General features: G+C 72.7%; 16 protein-coding genes. 4 read left to right on the top strand and 12 right to left on the bottom strand.

The features are described from left to right. Nucleotides 1-247: 247 nt before the first annotated feature. Nucleotides 248-1,609 carry an AI-2E family transporter gene (locus tag ACGFRG_RS30325; protein ID WP_393269036.1) on the bottom strand — a complete coding sequence of 454 codons (1,362 nt, stop codon included), beginning with the start codon at nucleotides 1,607-1,609 and terminating at the stop codon, nucleotides 248-250. Between the two features lie 82 nt (nucleotides 1,610-1,691). Continuing rightward, the gene (locus ACGFRG_RS30320) at nucleotides 1,692-1,886 is read right to left on the bottom strand and encodes a DUF3046 domain-containing protein (protein ID WP_361429827.1); all 195 of its coding nucleotides are present in this window, start codon (nucleotides 1,884-1,886) and stop codon (nucleotides 1,692-1,694) included. Nucleotides 1,887-1,966: 80 nt separating this feature from the next. Here ACGFRG_RS30320 and ACGFRG_RS30315 point away from each other — a divergent pair, with 80 nt between their 5' ends. Continuing rightward, the gene (locus ACGFRG_RS30315) at nucleotides 1,967-2,899 is read left to right on the top strand and encodes a hypothetical protein (RefSeq protein WP_361429825.1); all 933 of its coding nucleotides are present in this window, start codon (nucleotides 1,967-1,969) and stop codon (nucleotides 2,897-2,899) included. Between the two features lie 54 nt (nucleotides 2,900-2,953). Here ACGFRG_RS30315 and ACGFRG_RS30310 read toward each other — a convergent pair whose 3' ends face one another. From ACGFRG_RS30310 to ACGFRG_RS30300, 3 genes are read right to left on the bottom strand one after another with little or no spacing between them, the layout of a single operon-like run. Beyond that, nucleotides 2,954-3,262, bottom strand: coding sequence for an AzlD domain-containing protein (locus tag ACGFRG_RS30310; protein WP_361429823.1), 309 nt, complete (start codon nucleotides 3,260-3,262; stop codon nucleotides 2,954-2,956). Then, on the bottom strand, nucleotides 3,259-4,056 hold the full coding sequence (locus tag ACGFRG_RS30305) for an AzlC family ABC transporter permease (RefSeq protein ID WP_361429821.1): 798 nt from the start codon (nucleotides 4,054-4,056) through the stop codon (nucleotides 3,259-3,261). The genes ACGFRG_RS30310 and ACGFRG_RS30305 overlap by 4 nt, the downstream gene beginning before the upstream one ends. Nucleotides 4,057-4,116: 60 nt before the next feature. Then, on the bottom strand, nucleotides 4,117-4,974 hold the full coding sequence (locus ACGFRG_RS30300; RefSeq protein ID WP_361429820.1) for an AraC family transcriptional regulator: 858 nt from the start codon (nucleotides 4,972-4,974) through the stop codon (nucleotides 4,117-4,119). Nucleotides 4,975-5,030: 56 nt separating this feature from the next. On the opposite strand from ACGFRG_RS30300, the gene ACGFRG_RS30295 reads away from it, so the two are divergent. The 3 genes from ACGFRG_RS30295 to ACGFRG_RS30285 all read left to right on the top strand — a co-directional run bounded on the left by ACGFRG_RS30295 (nucleotide 5,031) and on the right by ACGFRG_RS30285 (nucleotide 11,453). After that, complete coding sequence (locus tag ACGFRG_RS30295; protein WP_393269032.1) at nucleotides 5,031-9,680, top strand: ATP-dependent helicase; 4,650 nt, start codon at nucleotides 5,031-5,033, stop codon at nucleotides 9,678-9,680. A gap of 124 nt (nucleotides 9,681-9,804) precedes the next feature. After that, nucleotides 9,805-10,647 carry an Fpg/Nei family DNA glycosylase gene (locus ACGFRG_RS30290; RefSeq protein ID WP_393269028.1) on the top strand — a complete coding sequence of 281 codons (843 nt, stop codon included), beginning with the start codon at nucleotides 9,805-9,807 and terminating at the stop codon, nucleotides 10,645-10,647. 41 nt (nucleotides 10,648-10,688) lie between these two features. Continuing rightward, complete coding sequence (locus ACGFRG_RS30285; protein WP_361429814.1) at nucleotides 10,689-11,453, top strand: SDR family oxidoreductase; 765 nt, start codon at nucleotides 10,689-10,691, stop codon at nucleotides 11,451-11,453. On the opposite strand, the gene ACGFRG_RS30280 is transcribed toward ACGFRG_RS30285, so the two are convergent. The 7 genes from ACGFRG_RS30280 to ACGFRG_RS30250 all read right to left on the bottom strand — a co-directional run bounded on the left by ACGFRG_RS30280 (nucleotide 11,401) and on the right by ACGFRG_RS30250 (nucleotide 16,607). Next, nucleotides 11,401-11,670, bottom strand: a complete 270-nt coding sequence (locus ACGFRG_RS30280; RefSeq protein ID WP_361429942.1) for a hypothetical protein — start codon at nucleotides 11,668-11,670, stop codon at nucleotides 11,401-11,403. The genes ACGFRG_RS30285 and ACGFRG_RS30280 overlap by 53 nt on opposite strands. A 156-nt stretch (nucleotides 11,671-11,826) precedes the next feature. Beyond that, the gene (locus ACGFRG_RS30275) at nucleotides 11,827-12,297 is read right to left on the bottom strand and encodes a DNA starvation/stationary phase protection protein (protein WP_361429812.1); all 471 of its coding nucleotides are present in this window, start codon (nucleotides 12,295-12,297) and stop codon (nucleotides 11,827-11,829) included. 221 nt (nucleotides 12,298-12,518) lie between these two features. Then, nucleotides 12,519-12,902, bottom strand: a complete 384-nt coding sequence (locus ACGFRG_RS30270; protein ID WP_361429810.1) for a helix-turn-helix transcriptional regulator — start codon at nucleotides 12,900-12,902, stop codon at nucleotides 12,519-12,521. 109 nt (nucleotides 12,903-13,011) lie between these two features. Beyond that, the gene (locus tag ACGFRG_RS30265; RefSeq protein WP_361429808.1) at nucleotides 13,012-13,521 is read right to left on the bottom strand and encodes a CinA family protein; all 510 of its coding nucleotides are present in this window, start codon (nucleotides 13,519-13,521) and stop codon (nucleotides 13,012-13,014) included. Beyond that, nucleotides 13,518-14,207, bottom strand: a complete 690-nt coding sequence (pgsA, locus tag ACGFRG_RS30260) for a CDP-diacylglycerol--glycerol-3-phosphate 3-phosphatidyltransferase (RefSeq protein ID WP_361429806.1) — start codon at nucleotides 14,205-14,207, stop codon at nucleotides 13,518-13,520. Before pgsA ends, ACGFRG_RS30265 begins: the two co-directional genes overlap by 4 nt. Then, entirely contained in the window at nucleotides 14,204-15,679 is a 1,476-nt protein-coding gene (gene rimO / locus ACGFRG_RS30255) for a 30S ribosomal protein S12 methylthiotransferase RimO (RefSeq protein WP_393269023.1), read from the bottom strand. Before rimO ends, pgsA begins: the two co-directional genes overlap by 4 nt. A gap of 70 nt (nucleotides 15,680-15,749) precedes the next feature. Then, nucleotides 15,750-16,607 (bottom strand): RodZ domain-containing protein, encoded by an 858-nt coding sequence (locus tag ACGFRG_RS30250; protein ID WP_393269021.1) that lies wholly within the window; start codon nucleotides 16,605-16,607, stop codon nucleotides 15,750-15,752. Nucleotides 16,608-16,682: the final 75 nt, after the last annotated feature.

Below are 16,682 nucleotides of genomic sequence, written 5' to 3'. Positions count from 1 at the left end.
CCACCCGGTTTGCTTGAGTCGATCGCTTCACGTCAAAGACGCTAACCCCTGCCACTGACAATGGGCCCCGGAGTCCCTCCCGGCCTGTGGATAACTCCGCCGTCGAACCGGCGGAACCCAAGCAAACACAGGGCCCTGACTCCATCTGAATGGATGTTCGATTTTGGTGTCAAGCGCACCACGCGGCACGCCCGGCACCCCCGCCGGGCCGCCGCGACCACCGGTGCGGGCCCGTGGCAGGCCCGGCTCAGACCCCGTCGCCACCGGTCGGCGGCACCGGCTGGGCGGCCCGGTCCCGCCCCAGGGCCCGCCGTATCCGCGCCGCCGCCGGGTCTCCGCCGCGCACGGGCCGCTCGCGCCTGCCGTGCACCCGCGGGTCGTCCGTCACGTCGTACCGCTTCACATAGGCGCCCAGGAACGCCTGGAGCGTCGCGACCGCCGGGATCGCGATGAGCGCGCCGACCGCACCCATCAGCGCGGTGCCCGCGATGACCGAGCCGAAGGCCACCGCCGGGTGGATGTCCACGGTCCTGGCGGTGAGCTTGGGCTGCAGCATGTAGTTCTCGAACTGCTGGTAGACCACGACGAAGCCGAGCACCCACACCGCGTACCAGGGGTCGACGGTGAAGGCGACCAGCATCGGCAGGGCGCCCGCCAGATACGTACCGATGGTGGGGATGAACTGGGAGACCAGACCCACCCAGACACCGAGCACCGGGGCGTACGGCACGCCCAGGATCTGCAGCAGGATGTAGTGCGCGACGCCGGAGACGAGCGCCATCAGGCCGCGCGAGTAGAGGTAGCCGCCGGTCTTGTCGACCGCGATCTCCCAGGCGCGCAGCACCTCGGCCTGGCGGGCCGGCGGCAGCATGGAGCAGACGGTGCGCCGCAGCCGGGGCCCGTCCGCCGCGAAGTAGAACGAGAAAAGGAAGATCGTCAGCAGCCGGAAGAGCCCGCCGAGGACGGTGGTCGAGACATCGAGCACACCGCTCGCGCTGTTCTGCACGTACTTCTGCAGCCAGTCCGAGTGCAGCACGCTGTCCTGCACCTCGACCCGGGAGAGATCGGTGTGGAAGGTCTGGTTGATCCAGCTGATCACCGAGTCGAGGTACCTCGGGAAGTGCTCGACCATGTCGACGATCTGGCCCGCCAGCATCGAGCCGAGCAGCACGACGAACCCGGCCGTCGCGAGGAACACCGCGAAGAAGACCAGGAAGGTGGCGAGCCCGCGGCGCATCCCGCGGGCCGACATCCGGCTGACGGCCGGCTCGACCGCGAGGGCGAGGAAGAACGAGATCAGGATGTTGATCAGCAGCCCGATGAGCTGGTGGAAGGCCCAGCTGCCGAGCTGGAAACAGCCGTAGAGGGCGAGCCCGAGCACCATGGCGCGCGGCAGCCACCGGGGCATGCGCGCGGCGCCCCAGGCCCCGGGGACGGGCGTCGGCTCGGCGGTCCCGCCGCCGGGGACCGCGCCGCCCGCCACGGCCGAGCGCTCGCCCGTGGCCGCGCGCGGAATGCCGCCCTCGGGCGCGGTCGTCCGGCGCTCGTTCTCGGTCAGGCGGTCGGCCCGGCGGTCTGTCTGGGTGTCGCTGTCGTCAGTCGGTGCCACGGAGCAAGTCTCGCCGATGCCGCTGCCAGCGTTCGCCGGGAGCGTTCCGGGCCGGGGTGTCAGGCCGTGGCCCAGGCGGTCGTCACCGCTTGTGCGCGGGCACGTCCATGGCGCGGCACACGGCCCGCCAGACGTCCTTGGTCTCCCACCCCGCGTCGAGCGCCTGGTGCACGGTACGCCCGCCCAGTTCGGCCATCACATGGTCGCGCGCGAAGGAGTCCGCGTACGCCTCGCCGAAGTGGTCGGCCATCCGCTCCCAGAAAATCGTCAACCGCATGACCCCAGTATCCCGCCCCTGAGAGTGCAGCCGGGCCCGTCCCCCCTTGCCCGCGGCGCTGTGCGCCCTACGGTCGGACCATGGCCGGATCAGGAGCACCACCCTCGACTGTCCGCACGCCCCTCGCGCGCGCCGAGCACTTCGTGTGGCTGACGGCCCGCGTGCTGGAACAGCGGCGGTTCGCGTACCACTTCCTCGGCGGCGCCGCCGACGCGGTGGAGACCGCGCTCGCCGCCTACGAGAACGACGACGGCGGCTACGGGCACGCGCTCGAACCCGATCTGCGCGGCCCCGTCAGCCAGCCGCTGCACACCGCGCACGCGTTGCGCGTGCTCGACTCCGTGGGCCGTCTCAGCGGCCGCCGGGCCGAGCGGGTCTGCCGCTATCTGACGGGGGTCTCCGCGCAGGACGGCGCCCTGCCGGCGCTCCATCCGTCGCTGCGCGGCTACCCCTCGGCGCCGTTCATCCAGGTCGTCGACGACCCGCCCAGCGAACTGCTGGCCACCGGTCCGGTGGTCGGGCTGCTCCACCGCAGCCAGGTGTGGCACGCGTGGCTCTTCCGGGCCACGGACTTCTGCTGGGCGGCGGTCGAGGGGATGGAGAAGTCCCATCCGTACGAGATCGAGGCCGCGATCGCCTTCCTGGACGGGGTGCCCGACCGCGGCCGGGCCGAGGCCGCGGCCGACCGGCTGGGACACCTGGTGCGCGAACAGCGCCTCGCGGTGCTCGATCCGGACCGGCTCGACGACTTCCCCGTCGCCCCCGGATACGCGCCGGGCGAGCACCACTTCCCGCACGACTACGCGCGCGTGCCCGAATCACTGGCCCGCCGCTGGTTCACCGACGAGGAGATGGCGCGCTCGCTCGACCACCTCGCGGCCGAGCAGCGCGAGGACGGCGGCTGGCCCATCCACTGGCGCGAGTGGGCGCCGGGCACGGCCCTGGAGTGGCGTCCGATCGTGACGGTCGAGGCACTGCGGACCCTGCGCGCCCACGGCCGCCCGATCGACTGACGGCGTACGCGCGCGGTGCGGGCGCCGGTCGGCGCGGGGCCGGATCGACCGGCCTCAGCCGCCCAGCGCCCGCACCCCCGCCGTCACCAGGACGGCGGCCCCGACGATGACCAGGAAGGGGGCCCGCAGCAGCAGGGCGACGGCTGCCGCCGCGAGGCCCGCGGCCCTGGCGTCGAGCTCCAGCTGGTGGCCGGTGCTGAAGGTCTGCTGGGCGGTGAGGGCGGCCAGCAGCGCCACCGGCAGCAGTGCCGCGAGGCGTTTCACCAGCGGCCGCTCCAGCGCCCCGGCGGGGACGAGGAGCCCGAGCAGCTTGACGAGGTAGCACCCGGCGGCGGTGGCCGCGATCGCGATCCATACGCTCAACGCCCCGCTCCCTTCTCGGAGTTGCCGGAGTTCTCGGAGTTGCCGGAGTTCTCTGACTTCTCGGACTCCTCGGGGCTCGCGTTCATCCTCCGCCCTTTCAGGAAGAGCACGACAGGCGCGGCGAGCGCGGCCACCAGGACCGGCGCCCCGGCGGGCAGTACCGGCAGCAGCCCCAGCGCCAGCAGCACGGCGACCCCGGCGGTGATCCGCTCGGTGGCGGTCGTGAGCATCGGCGCGAGCAGCGCCAAAAAGACGGCGGGACTCGCCGCGTCCAGCCCCCACGCGTCGGTGTCGCCGATCGCCTCCGCGCCCAGCGCCCCGCCCAGGGTCGTCAGGTTCCACAGCACGTAGAGCGAGAGTCCGGTGACGGTGAAGCCGATCCGGGCGGCCCGCCGGGTGGGCTGCGCGAGTGTCACCGCGGTCGTCTCGTCGATCACCCACTGGGCGGCGAGCGGCCGCATCGCGCGCGGGAGGGCGAGCAGCTGCGAGAGCCGCAGCCCGTAGAACGCGTTGCGTACGCCGAGGAAGAACGCGCCGGCCGCGGCGGTGAACGGGTTGCCGCCCGCCGCCAGCGCGCCCACCAGGGCGAACTGCGAGGCCCCCGTGAAGACGAGGAGGCTGAGCGCGCAGGTCTGCAGGACCGTGAGCCCCGATCCCGCCGAGGTCACACCGAAGGCGAAGCCGGACAGGCCCACGGCGACACCGACGCCGAGGGCGTCCCTGACGACGGCGGAGTCCGGCTTGGCCGCGCCCTGGGGGCGTATCTCTGGAGGTGCTGTCTGTTCTGCTGCCACGCCCCGGAGGTTACGGGGAACCGGCCCCGGCGTTCTTGTACGTTCTTGCGGGCTCCTCCCCTACGCGCCGGACACGCGCTCCTGGAGGTGCTCGGCGCGCAGGCGTTCCTTGCGGTAGGCGCCGGGGGGCACTCCGACGATGCGGGTGAAGTGGCGGTTGAGGTGCGGCTGGTCGCTGAAGCCGACGGTGACGGCCGCCTGCGCGGGCGTGGTCCCCGCCTCAAGCAGGAGCCGGGCCCGGCGGACGCGCTCGCCGGTGAGCCAGGTGTGCGGGGGCAGCCCGTACACGCCCTTGAAGGCCCGCAGCAGCGCGAACGGGCTGGTCCCGAGGTCGCGCGCGAGCTGTTCCAGGGACGGCGGCTCGGCCAGCCGCTCCTCCAGGACCGCCTTGGCGGCGGCCGCGGTGCGGGCGCCCGCCGACACCGTCGCGCGCGTGGGGAGCGAGCGGCCGTGGCGGCGCAGCAGCCGGGCGACGGCGATGCGGAACAGGCTGTCGGCGGCCAGCGCGTTGCCCTGCTCGGCCGCCCGGTGCACCTCCTGGATGAGCAGCGACGTCTCCGGGTCCTCGACGATGGTCTCGGCGAATCCGGCGGTGCCGCGCAAGGTGGTGGTCTCGGCCGCGATCTCGGCGACCAGCCGCGCCGACGGGTAGAGCGTCGCGTACGACCAGCCCTCGGGGACTCCGGCGTGGGCGGCGTGCGGCACCTCGGGGTTGATCATGACGACGGTGCCGGGGCGCGCCCGTATCGTCTCGCCGGGCAGCACCACGTCCTCGATCCCGCCGCGCACCGCGCCGAAGACGAAGCCTTCGTGGCTGTGCCGGGCGAACGAGTGGCTGACATAGCGGGCGCGGAGCAGATCGAGGCCGGGCAGCCCCGGGTACTGCCAGTGCCGTGCCCACTCCTCGGCCGCGTTCATACCCGCATTCTCGCAGCTGGGGGCCATTGTCAGTGGGTGGGTGCACGATGGGGACCATGGCACGGACAGCGCTGGATTCCTTCTCTCCCGCGACCAGGGGCTGGTTCACGGGAGCCTTCACCGCGCCCACCGCCGCCCAGGAAGGCGCCTGGCGGGCGATCGCGGAGGGCTCGGACGTCCTGGTCGTCGCGCCGACGGGCTCGGGCAAGACCCTCGCCGCGTTCCTCGCCGCGCTGGACCGGCTGGCGGCCGTCCCGCCGCCCGCCGAGGCGAAGAAGCGCTGTCGCGTGCTGTACGTGTCGCCGCTCAAGGCGCTCGCGGTCGACGTCGAGCGCAATCTGCGCTCCCCGCTCACCGGTATCCGCCAGGAGTCGGTGCGCCTGGGCCTGCCGGAGCCGGAGGTGCGGGTCGGGATCCGCTCGGGAGACACCCCGCCCGCCGAGCGCCGCGCCCTGTCGACCCGGCCGCCGGACATTCTGATCACCACCCCCGAGTCGCTGTTCCTGATGCTCACGTCCTCGGCGCGGGAGGCCCTGTCCGGCATCGAGACGGTGATCCTGGACGAGGTGCACGCGGTGGCGGGCACCAAGCGCGGGGCCCATCTCGCGCTCTCCCTGGAGCGGTTGGACGAGCTGCTGGCCAGGCCCGCCCGCCGGATCGGTCTGTCGGCGACGGTGCGTCCGGTGGACGAGGTGGCGCGCTTCCTGTCCCCGCAGCGGAAGGTGGAGATCGTCCAGCCGCCGTCCACCAAGGAGTTCGATCTGTCGGTGGTCGTGCCCGTGGAGGATCTGGGCGAGCTGGGCGGCTCCCCGGCGGCCGACGCGCAGGAGGGCGCCGAGAAGCCGTCGATCTGGCCCCATGTCGAGGAGCGCATCGTCGACCTGGTCCAGGCCCACCGCTCGACGATCGTCTTCGCCAACTCCCGCCGCCTGGCCGAGCGGCTGTGCAACCGGCTCAACGAGATCGCGTACGAACGGGCCACCGCGGCGGCGCTCGACGCGGGCGAGGCTGTTGTGCCCCTGGACGAGGCCCACTCCCCGGCCGAGATCATGGCCCAGTCGGGCGCCTCCAAAGGCGCGCCCGCCGTCCTCGCGCGCGCCCATCACGGCTCGGTCTCCAAGGAGCAGCGCGCGCTGGTCGAGGAGGACCTGAAGGCGGGCCGGCTGCCCGCGGTCGTCGCCACCTCAAGTCTTGAACTGGGCATCGACATGGGCGCGGTGGACCTGGTCGTCCAGGTCGAGTCGCCGCCCTCGGTCGCCTCCGGGCTGCAGCGGGTGGGCCGCGCGGGCCATCAGGTGGGCGCGGTCTCCACCGGAGTGGTCTTCCCCAAGTACCGGGGCGACCTGGTCCAGTCGGCGGTGGTCACCGAGCGGATGCGCTCCGGGGCCATCGAGTCGCTGCGCATCCCGTCCAACCCCCTGGACGTGCTGGCGCAGCAGCTGGTCGCCATGACGGCGCTGGACAGCTGGCAGGCGGACGACCTGCTGGCACTGGTCCGCCGGGCCGCACCGTTCGCGGCGCTCCCGGAGTCGGCGTTCACGGCGGTGCTCGACATGCTCGCGGGCCGCTATCCCTCGGACGCCTTCGCGGAGTTGCGCCCCCGCGTGGTGTGGGACCGGGTCGCGGGGACGGTCACCGGCCGCCCGGGCGCCCAGCGGCTCGCGGTCACCTCCGGCGGCACCATCCCGGACCGCGGGCTCTTCGGGGTCTTCCTGGCCGGCTCCGACCCCAAGAAGGGCGGCGGCCGGGTCGGCGAGCTCGACGAGGAGATGGTCTACGAGTCCCGCGTCGGCGATGTGTTCACGCTCGGCACGACGTCCTGGCGGATCGAGGACATCACGCGCGACCGCGTGCTGGTCCTGCCCGCCCCGGGCGTGCCGGGCAGGCTCCCGTTCTGGAAGGGCGACCAGCTGGGCCGCCCGCTCGAACTGGGGCGCGCGCTCGGCGCGTTCCTGCGCGAGGTCGGCTCCCTCGCTCCGGAAGACGCCCGGCTGCGGCTGCTGAGCGCGGGCCTGGACGCGTGGGCGGCGGACAACGTCCTGGCCTACCTCGACGAGCAGCGCCGCGCGTGCGGCCATGTCCCCGACGACCGCACGATCCTCGTCGAGCGGTTCCGCGACGAGCTGGGCGACTGGCGGGTCGTCATCCACTCCCCCTTCGGGGCCCAGGTGCACGCGCCGTGGGCCCTGGCGCTCGGCGCCCGCCTCGCCGAGCGGTACGGCATGGACGCCCAGGTCATGCACGCCGACGACGGCATCGTGCTGCGGCTGCCCGACGCCGACCTGATGGGCCTGGACCTCCTCGACCAGGACCCCGGCCACCTCGACTCCACCTACGACAGCGAACAGGCGCCGGTCGGCGCGGCGGACGCCGTCTTCGACAAGGGCGAGATCGAGCAGATCGTCACCGACCAGGTGGGCGGGTCCGCGCTGTTCGCCGCCCGCTTCCGCGAGTGCGCCGCGCGCGCGTTGCTGCTCCCCCGGCGCAACCCCGGCAAGCGCACCCCGCTGTGGCAGCAGCGCCAGCGGGCGGCCCAACTGCTGCAGGTGGCGAGCGAGTTCGGGTCGTTCCCGATCGTCCTGGAAGCCGTCCGCGAATGCCTCCAGGACGTCTTCGACGTGCCCGGTCTCACCGAGCTGATGGGCGACCTCGAAGCGCGCCGGGTCCGTCTGGTCGAGGTCACCACACCGGAGCCGTCGCCCTTCGCACGCTCGCTGCTCTTCGGTTACGTCGCCCAGTTCCTGTACGAGGGCGACTCGCCGCTGGCCGAGCGGCGGGCCGCGGCGCTCTCCCTCGACTCCCGGCTCCTGTCCGAGCTGCTCGGCCAGGCGGAGCTGCGCGAGCTCCTGGACGCGGAGGTCCTGACCGAGCTGGAGCAGGAGCTCCAGTGGCTCACCGAGGACCGCAGGATCAAGGACGTGGAAGGCGTCGCCGATCTGCTGCGCGTCCTCGGCCCGCTCACCGACGCCGAGTTGGCCGCGCGCGGCGCCGATCCGGCGTGGCCGCAGGAGCTCGCGAGTGCCCGTCGCGCCATCCGGGTGCGGGTCGGCGGCGCCGAGCACTGGGCGGCGATCGAGGACGCGGGACGGCTGCGCGACGCGCTGGGCACCGCGCTGCCGGTCGGCGTCCCCGAGGCGTTCACCGAGCCGGTCAAGGACCCGCTCGGCGACCTCCTGTCGCGGTACGCGCGTACGCACGGCCCGTTCACCTCCGCCACCGCAGCCGCCCGGTTCGGCCTCGGCACGGCCGTCACCGACGGCGCGCTCCAGCGGCTCGCGGCGGGCGGGCGCGTGGTGCAGGGCGAGTTCCACCCGGCGGGGCTCGGGCAGGAGTGGTGCGACGCGACGGTGCTGCGCCGGCTGCGCCGCCGCTCGCTGGCCGCGCTGCGCCATGAGCTGGAGCCGGTACCGCCCGCGGCGCTCGCCACGTTCCTGCCGCAGTGGCAGCATCTGGGCGCCAGCAGTCTGCGGGGCATCGACGGGCTGGCCCGGGCGATCGAGCAGTTGCAGGGCGCCGCCGTGCCCGCCTCCGCCCTGGAGAAGCTGATCCTGCCGTCCCGGGTCTCCGACTACGGCCCGGCCCTGCTCGACGAGCTCACCACCACGGGCGAGGTGCTGTGGGCCGGGGCGGGCGCGCTGCCCGGCAAGGACGGCTGGGTCTCATTGTTCGTCGCGGACGCCGCGCCCCTGCTGCTGCCACCACCGCACCCCCTGGAGCTGACCGCGCTCCATGAGTCGGTGCTCACCGCGCTCGCCCCCGGGTACGGGCTGTTCTTCCGCCAGATCGCCGACCAGGTCCGGGCCACCACACACCCGGAGGCGACCGATCCGCAACTGGCCGACGCGCTGTGGGACCTGGCCTGGTCGGGACGGCTCACCAATGACACGCTCGCGCCGCTGCGGGCGCTCCTCGGCTCGGGCCGCACCGCCGGGTCCACCGCGCACCGTGCCAAACGGACGGTGCCGCGCGGGCGTTACGGAACGCTGACCGCGGCCGCGCGGCCCGCCTCGCGCACCGGGCCGCCGACCGTGTCGGGCCGCTGGTCCCTGCTCCCCGAGCGGGAGCCGGACCCCACCCACCGGGCCCACGCCCTGGCCCGCACCCTGCTCGACCGCCACGGTGTGGTCACCCGGGGCGCGGTCGCGGCCGAGGGGGTCGAGGGCGGCTTCTCGGCGACGTACCGGATCCTGGCGGCGTTCGAGGACAGCGGCCAGGCGCGGCGCGGCTATGTCGTCGAGGGGCTCGGCGCCGCGCAGTTCGCGATGGACGGTGCCGTGGACCGGCTGCGGGCTGCGGCCACCGCGCGCGACCGTGCCGAGGCCCGCCCGGTCGCGCGCGGGATCGTGCTGGCGGCGGCGGACCCGGCCAACGCGTACGGTGCGGCGCTCCCCTGGCCCGAGCCGCCCGCCGGGGCCGGGCACAAGCCGGGGCGCAAGGCCGGGTCGATGGTCGTCCTGGTCGACGGCGAGCTCGCGCTCTACATGGAGCGCGGGGGGAAGTCCCTGCTGGTCTGGCCGGCCGAGGCCGACGACCCGGCGCTCGTGGCGGCGGTCGAGGCGTTGGCGGGGGCGGCGCGGGCGGGGCGGCTGGGCACGGTGACGGTGGAGCGGGTCAACGGCGAGGCCGCGCTCACGTCGCCGCTCGCCCGCGCGCTGGAGTCGTCGGGCTTCATCCCCACCCCGAGGGGCCTGCGCCTACGGCCGTGATCCCCCGGTTCTCCCGAGGGCTGCGCCCCCTGCACCCCGCTCTGGAGCCATTCGTCTGCGGACCGTGCAGGGTTGCTCGCACCCGAATCCCGCATCCCCCCGGAGGGTCCCCCACAATGGCCTCATGCCCGAAGGAGACACCGTCTGGCAGACCGCGCGGCGGCTCGATGGCGCGCTCGGCGGACGTGCGCTGACCCGGTCCGACCTCCGCGTGCCCCGGCTCGCGACCGTCGACCTGACCGGGCGGACCGTGCTGGACGTCACCCCCCGCGGCAAGCATCTGCTCACCCGGATCGAGGGCGGCCTGACCCTCCACTCGCATCTGCGGATGGAGGGGTCCTGGCGGGTGTTCGCGCCCGGCGAGCGCTGGCGGGGCGGTCGGAGCGATCAGATCCGGGCGATCCTCGCCACCGCCGATCACACGGCCGTCGGATACCGGCTGGCCGTGCTCGACCTGCTCCGCACCCGCGACGAACACCGCGTCGTCGGACACCTAGGACCCGATCTGCTCGGGCCCGACTGGGACCCGGAGCTGGCCCTGCGCAATCTGCTCCGAGACCCCGACCGCCCCCTCGGCGAGGCCCTGCTCGACCAGCGCAACCTCGCCGGGGTGGGCAATATCTACAAGTCCGAGATCTGCTTCGCGGTACGGGCCGTGCCGTGGCTGCGGGTCGGCGAGCTCCCCGCCCCCGAACGGGTCGTCGCCGCCGCCAAGAAGATCCTCGAAGCCAACCGGGAGCGCACCTCGCGCAAGGTGTACGTGTACGGCCGCAGCGGCCAGCCCTGCCCCCGCTGCGGGACCGCCCTGCGCACCACCACCCAGCGCGATCCTTCCGGCAGCGAGCGGCCCACATACTGGTGCCCGCACTGCCAGCCCAACCCTCCGGCCGACCAGCCGCCGGTCGACCAGCCGCCCGCCGACAACCCGTCGGAAAGCGGCAACCCCGCACGGCATCCGCACAGTTAGCGTAGTTGACTGACCGTCAGATTCAGTCGTACCGTCCCCGCATGCCCCTCTCGGCGTACGACCTCACCGATCGCACCGCCTTCGTCACCGGCGCCGCCGGAGGGATCGGGCGGGCCAGTGCCGTTCTGCTCGCCGAGGCCGGCGCGGTCGTGCACTGCGCGGACCGCGACGAAAGGGGCCTGCGCGAGACCCAGGAGCTGATCGCCAAGGCGGGCGGCACCGCGTACACCCACACGCTGGACGTGACCGACCGCCCCCGGCTGCGCGCGGCCGTCCGGGGCGCGGGCCGGGTCGACATCCTGGCCGCCATAGCCGGGATCATGCACTTCGGCCCCGTCCTGGACACCGACGACGCCGATCTCGACCGCGTTCTCGCCGTCAACTTCAAGGGCGTGCTGTACGCCTGCCAGGAGGCGGCCCGCGTCATGATCGAGAACGGCACACCCGGGAGCATCGTCACGATGGCATCCGGAGCCGTCGACTCCGCCAGCGCCGGTCTGCTCTGCTACAGCGCCTCGAAGGCGGCCGTCGTCCAGCTCACCAAGACCCTCGCCACCGAGCTCGGCCCGCACTCCATCCGCGTCAACGCCGTGGCCCCGGGTTGGGTCCGCACCCCGATGACCGAGCGGCACGAGGACGATCAGCAGCAGCGGATCGAGTCGACGATGGTGCGGCTCTCCCCGCTCGGCCGGGTCGGCGCACCGGAGGACATCGCCCACGCCGTGCTCCATCTGGCGTCGGACGCCTCGTCGTTCACGACGGGTCAGATCCTCCGCCCCAACGGCGGCGTCGCGATGCCTTGGTGACCGCCGGGTCCCCGCCCCGTACAGAGTGCCCGCCCCGTATCGAGCCCACGGCCCGCGCCGGGCCCGCGACGTGCACCGGCAGCAGACTCAGCCCCCAGCCGCCCACGACCATCGCGCCCTCGGTCACTCCCGCCTCGCCCGGCGCGGTCAGCAGGCGCAGCGCGGCCCACCACCACAGCGCCCCCACCACGAGCGCCGGTACCCATCGCACCGCCACTTTCATGGCCGCCTCCTCGGGCCGACGCTAGACGGCCCCCCTCATGTACCGGGAGGGCGCAACGAGTGCGGCCCCAGCGCGCCCGCCATCACGCACGCCCCCGCAAAGCCCGACCAGACCCGCCCGTCAGGCCCGCTCAGGCCCGGCCAGACCCGCTCAGGCCGCCTCCGCCTGGAACATCCACGCATGCTTCTCCAGCTCGGCAGTGAGCCCGATCAGCACATCCTGACTGATGGGGTCCGGCTCGGCCGTGGCGTCGATCCGCTCCCGCATCCGCGCGATCACCGCGCCCAGCGCGTCGACGAGGATCCGTACCGCGTCGCCGTCCTTCACCCAGCCGGTCGGCACCTTGCCGATCGCGCTCGACGACGCCACGGTCGCCGCCCGCCCGTCCGGGGTGACACCCAGCGCGGCGGCCCGCTCGGCCACCGTGTCCGAGTGCAGCCGGGCGGCGTCCACCACCTCGTCGAGCTGGAGGTGGACGGACCTGAAGCGCGGCCCCACGACGTTCCAGTGCACCTGCTTGGCGACCAGCGACAGATCCACCAGGTCGACCAGCGCACCTTGCAGGGCGTCGCCGACGACCTTGAGTTCCGCCTCGGACAGCGAGCTCTTCACGACAGACATCCAGGCACTCCGTTCCGTACGCGTTTCCGTACGCGTTGGCTTGTGTGCGTCCACTTCCGTGCGCGACGAGTTCCACACGTCAGCACGTCCACACACGCGCCCGCACCGACTCCCCCACCTTGGCACATAAGCAGCAAATGGGGCATGCCGAGGCAAAGAGAAGCCCCGGCCGGTCAGTGATCGACCAGCCGGGGCTCACTCACGAACAGAGCCCGACAGAGTCAGGCCGCGACGACGTCCACCGCTTCCGCGGGCGCCTTGATCGTCACCCGCTCGGTCGGGACACCGGTCACCGACGTCACGGAGATCGAATTGAGCATCGGACGTACCGGTGCAGGCACCGGATCGCTCGCCGCTGCCGACTGGGCCAGCTCGGCGAGTGCCAGCTCGTCGCTCACTTCCCGCATGAGCTCGGACATCCGTACGTCAAGCGCGTCGCAGATCGCGGAGAGCAGCTCGGAGGAAGCCTCCTTCTGCCCCCGCTCCACCTCGGAGAGATAGCCGAGTGAGACTCGGGCGGACGAGGAGACTTCGCGCAGAGTACGGCCCTGGCGCTGGCGCTGCCGACGCAGCACGTCACCCAGCAGGCGACGGAGCAGAATCATCGGTGGCTCCCTCCTCGGACCGCGTAGCCGCATCCTTCACGCCCCACCGTACCGCCTCGCGCTGCGGCCGTGCGGGGAGCGATGTCGTGTTCACTCAGGGCTGCAAACATCAATTCCCCCCGTTCTGTTCCGTATCCTGTGCCCGCGCATCTTCGCCAAGTTCACCGGAGAGCAGTTCGAGCACGCTCCGTACACTCTCTCTACGGATTTCCGCCCTGCCGCCGTTCAACCGCAAAGCGGCGGTTTTCCCATTCCCGCCCGGTCCCCGGACCGCCACGTACACGGTCCCGACCGGCTGTCCGTCCTGCTGCTCGGGGCCCGCGACACCGGTCGTCGCGATCCCCCAGTCGGCACCCAGAACGGCCCGCACACCCGCCGCCATCTGCTGCGCGACCTCGGGATCGACCGCGCCGCGCTCGGCCAGAAGGGTCCCGTCGACGCCCAGGACGTCCCGCTTCAGCTCCGTCGCGTACGCCGTCACCGAGCCCCGGAAGGCCCGCGACGCACCCGGTACCCCGGTCAGCTCGGCGGCCACCAGACCACCGGTCAGCGACTCCGCGACCGCGACCGTCTGGTCACGCTGCGTGAGAAGTCGGAGGACCCGGGCCGCCTCGCTCACCGGCCCTGTCCCTCCGCGGCGGACTCGGAGGCGCGCTCCGCGCGCTGCTGCGCGAGTCCCGCACGCCTCAGCACGACCGCCTGTCGCACATAGTCAAGACCGGTGACCACGGTCAGCACCACGGCGACCGCCATCACCCACCAGCGCAGGGTGGCCAGCGGACCCGTGAGCGCCAGCACGTACATCCCCGTCGCCGTGCCCTGCGCCAGGGTCTTGAGCTTCCCGCCCCGGCTGGCGGGAATCACCCCATGCCTGATGACCCAGAAACGCATGAGCGTGATCCCGAGTTCCCGGAACAGGATCACTCCCGTGACCCACCACGGCAGATCGCCCAGCGAGGAGAGACAGATCAGCGCGGAACCCATGATCGCCTTGTCGGCGATCGGATCGGCGATCTTCCCGAAGTCCGTGACCAGGTTGTACGTACGGGCCAGATGCCCGTCGAAGATGTCCGTGATCATGGCGACGGCGAACGCCGCCCACGCCCAGGCCCGCCAGGCCGGGTCGTAGCCGCCGTCCTGGAGCATCAGCACCACGAAGCCCGGCACGAGCACGAGGCGGACCATGGTGAGGATGTTGGCGATGTTCCAGAGGCTGGCCTGGTTGACGGCCGCAGCGCCCAGCTTGCCGCCGGGCGCCGGCGTCCGGCCGGTACCGCCCGCCGCGGATGCCGGGACTCCGGTCATCTGGCCGCCTCCTCAAGGACGTCGAGACTCGTCACCACCAGGTCGACACCCTCGGCGGCGACGACCTTCGCCTCGACGATACGGCCCGGGGTCAGGCCCGTGCCCTCCGTGAACCGCACTTGACCATCGGTCTCGGGCGCCTGGTGCTCGGCGCGGCCGATCACGCCGTCCTCGGGGTCCACCGACTCGACGAGCACCCGCACGGTCTCGCCGACGCGCTCCTCGGCGCGCTGGGCGGTCAGCTCCTCGGCGAGCCGCGAGAGGTGGTCGAGGCGCTCGGCGATCACCTCGTCGGACAGCTTGTTCTCGTACGTGACCGCCTCGGTGCCCTCCTCGTCGGAGTAGCCGAAGACGCCGATGGCGTCCAGGCGGGCGCTGGAGAGGAAGCGTTCCAGCTCCTTGAAGTCGTCCTCGGTCTCACCGGGGAAGCCCACGATGAAGTTGGACCGCACACCGGCCTGCGGGGCCTTGGCGCGGATCGTCTCCAGGAGCTCCAGGAACCGCTCGGTGTCGCCGAAGCGCCGCATCGCCCGCAGCACACCGGGCGCCGAGTGCTGGAAGGACAGGTCGAAGTACGGGACGACCTTGTCGGTCGAGGTCAGCACGTCGATCAGGCCCGGGCGCATCTCGGCGGGCTGGAGGTAGCTGACACGTACACGCTCAATGCCCTCGACGGCCGCGAGCTCGGGCAGCAGCGTCTCCAGGAGCCGGATGTCGCCCAGGTCCTTGCCGTACGAGGTGTTGTTCTCGGAGACCAGCATGACCTCCTTGACGCCCTGCTCGGCCAGCCAGCGCGTCTCGCCCAGCACGTCCGAGGGGCGGCGCGAGATGAACGAGCCGCGGAAGGACGGGATGGCGCAGAAGGTGCAGCGGCGGTCGCAGCCGGAGGCGAGCTTGACCGAGGCGACCGGGCTGGTGTCCAGGCGGCGGCGCAGCGGGGCGCGCGGCCCGGAGGCGGGCGCCAGGCCGTCGGGCAGGTCCTCGGGGGCGCTCTCCTGGGCGTCCTGCGCGTGGCCGGGCAGAGCCACGTCGGCGCTCTGGCGCTCGACGGGGCTCAGCGGCAGCAGCTTGCGCCGGTCGCGCGGGGTGTGCGCCTCCACGCTGCCACCGCTGAGGATGGTCTGGAGGCGGTTGGAGATGTCGGCGTAGTCGTCGAAGCCGAGCACGCCGTCGGCCTCGGGCAGCGCGTCGGCGAGCTCCTTGCCGTACCGCTCGGCCATGCAGCCGACGGCGACGACGGCCTGGGTCCTGCCGTGGTCCTTCAGATCATTGGCTTCGAGGAGGGCGTCGACGGAGTCCTTCTTGGCGGCTTCGACGAACCCACAGGTGTTGACGACGGCGACATCCGCGTCCGAGGCGTCCTCGACGAGCTCCCAGCCATCCGCTGCCAAGCGGCCTGCAAGCTCCTCCGAGTCCACCTCGTTACGGGCGCAGCCGAGAGTGACAAGGGCGACGGTACGGCGTTCGGGCATGGACTCAAGACTACTTTGTCCCGGCCCTCGCCCCCGCCCCGAGGGTTGATCAAGGAACCGGGGGCCGTCCTCAGCCGACGACCGGGTCGCCCTTGGTGTACGTGAGCCGCTCCACCTGGCCCTCCTCGAACTGGTCATTGACCTTCTTGCCATTGACGTAGAGCTCGATCGCGCCCGCGTTGCCCAGGATGAGATCGATCTTCTCGCCGTCCATGAAGGTCTTCGACTCGCCCTTCTCCAGCAGGCCGTCGTAGAGCACCTTGCCGTTGTGCGCCTTGGCGGAGATCCAGCTCCGGTCGGAGATCGCGCTCAGCTTGACCGTGACCTTGTCCTGCGGCGCGGCCGCGATGGCGCTGTCCGAGGGGGCGGGCTTGGGCGGGGCGGGCGTGCTCGGGGCCGGCTTGGGGCTGGGGCTCTGCTGGGTCTGGGTGGGCCCCTCGGCGACCTGGGTGCCCTTGTCCCGGGAGTCGCCGCTGCCGCTGAACATCGTGTAGCCGGCGAAGCCGACGACCACCACGATGGCGGCGACCATGGCCGCGGTCCAGTTGGGCCGGCGCCGCTCCGGCCTGATCCGCTCGGCCTCGAACATCGGCGCCGCGGGCGTGGGCGCGGGACGGCCGCCGTGCTCCGCGTCGTACTGCTCGACCAGGGGCTCCGAATCGAGCCCCACGGCTCGCGCCACCGTACGGATATGGCCGCGCGCGTAGACGTCGCCACCGCAGCGGGAGAAGTCGTCCTCCTCCAGGCCGTGGACGATGGGGACGCGCACCCGCGTGATCGAACTGACCTCGTCGACGGTCAGTCCGGACGCGATGCGGGCCTGCTTGAGGGCATGACCGATGGTGGGCCGGTCGTCGTCAGCAAAGGAGGGCCGGTCGTCGTCGCCGAGGGAAGGCCGGTCGTCTTCGGGAGAGTTGCCGATGGACACGGGGGCGCCTTTCGAGCGTGAGCCACCTGCTGGGTGTTCAGTCTAGGGGGGGTACGAAAGGGTGGGGCAACCGGG

Origin of the sequence: Streptomyces sp. NPDC048696 (assembly GCF_043198895.1) — a bacterium.
GTDB lineage: Bacteria > Actinomycetota > Actinomycetes > Streptomycetales > Streptomycetaceae > Streptomyces.
This window is presented reverse-complemented; position numbering and strand designations above follow the sequence as displayed.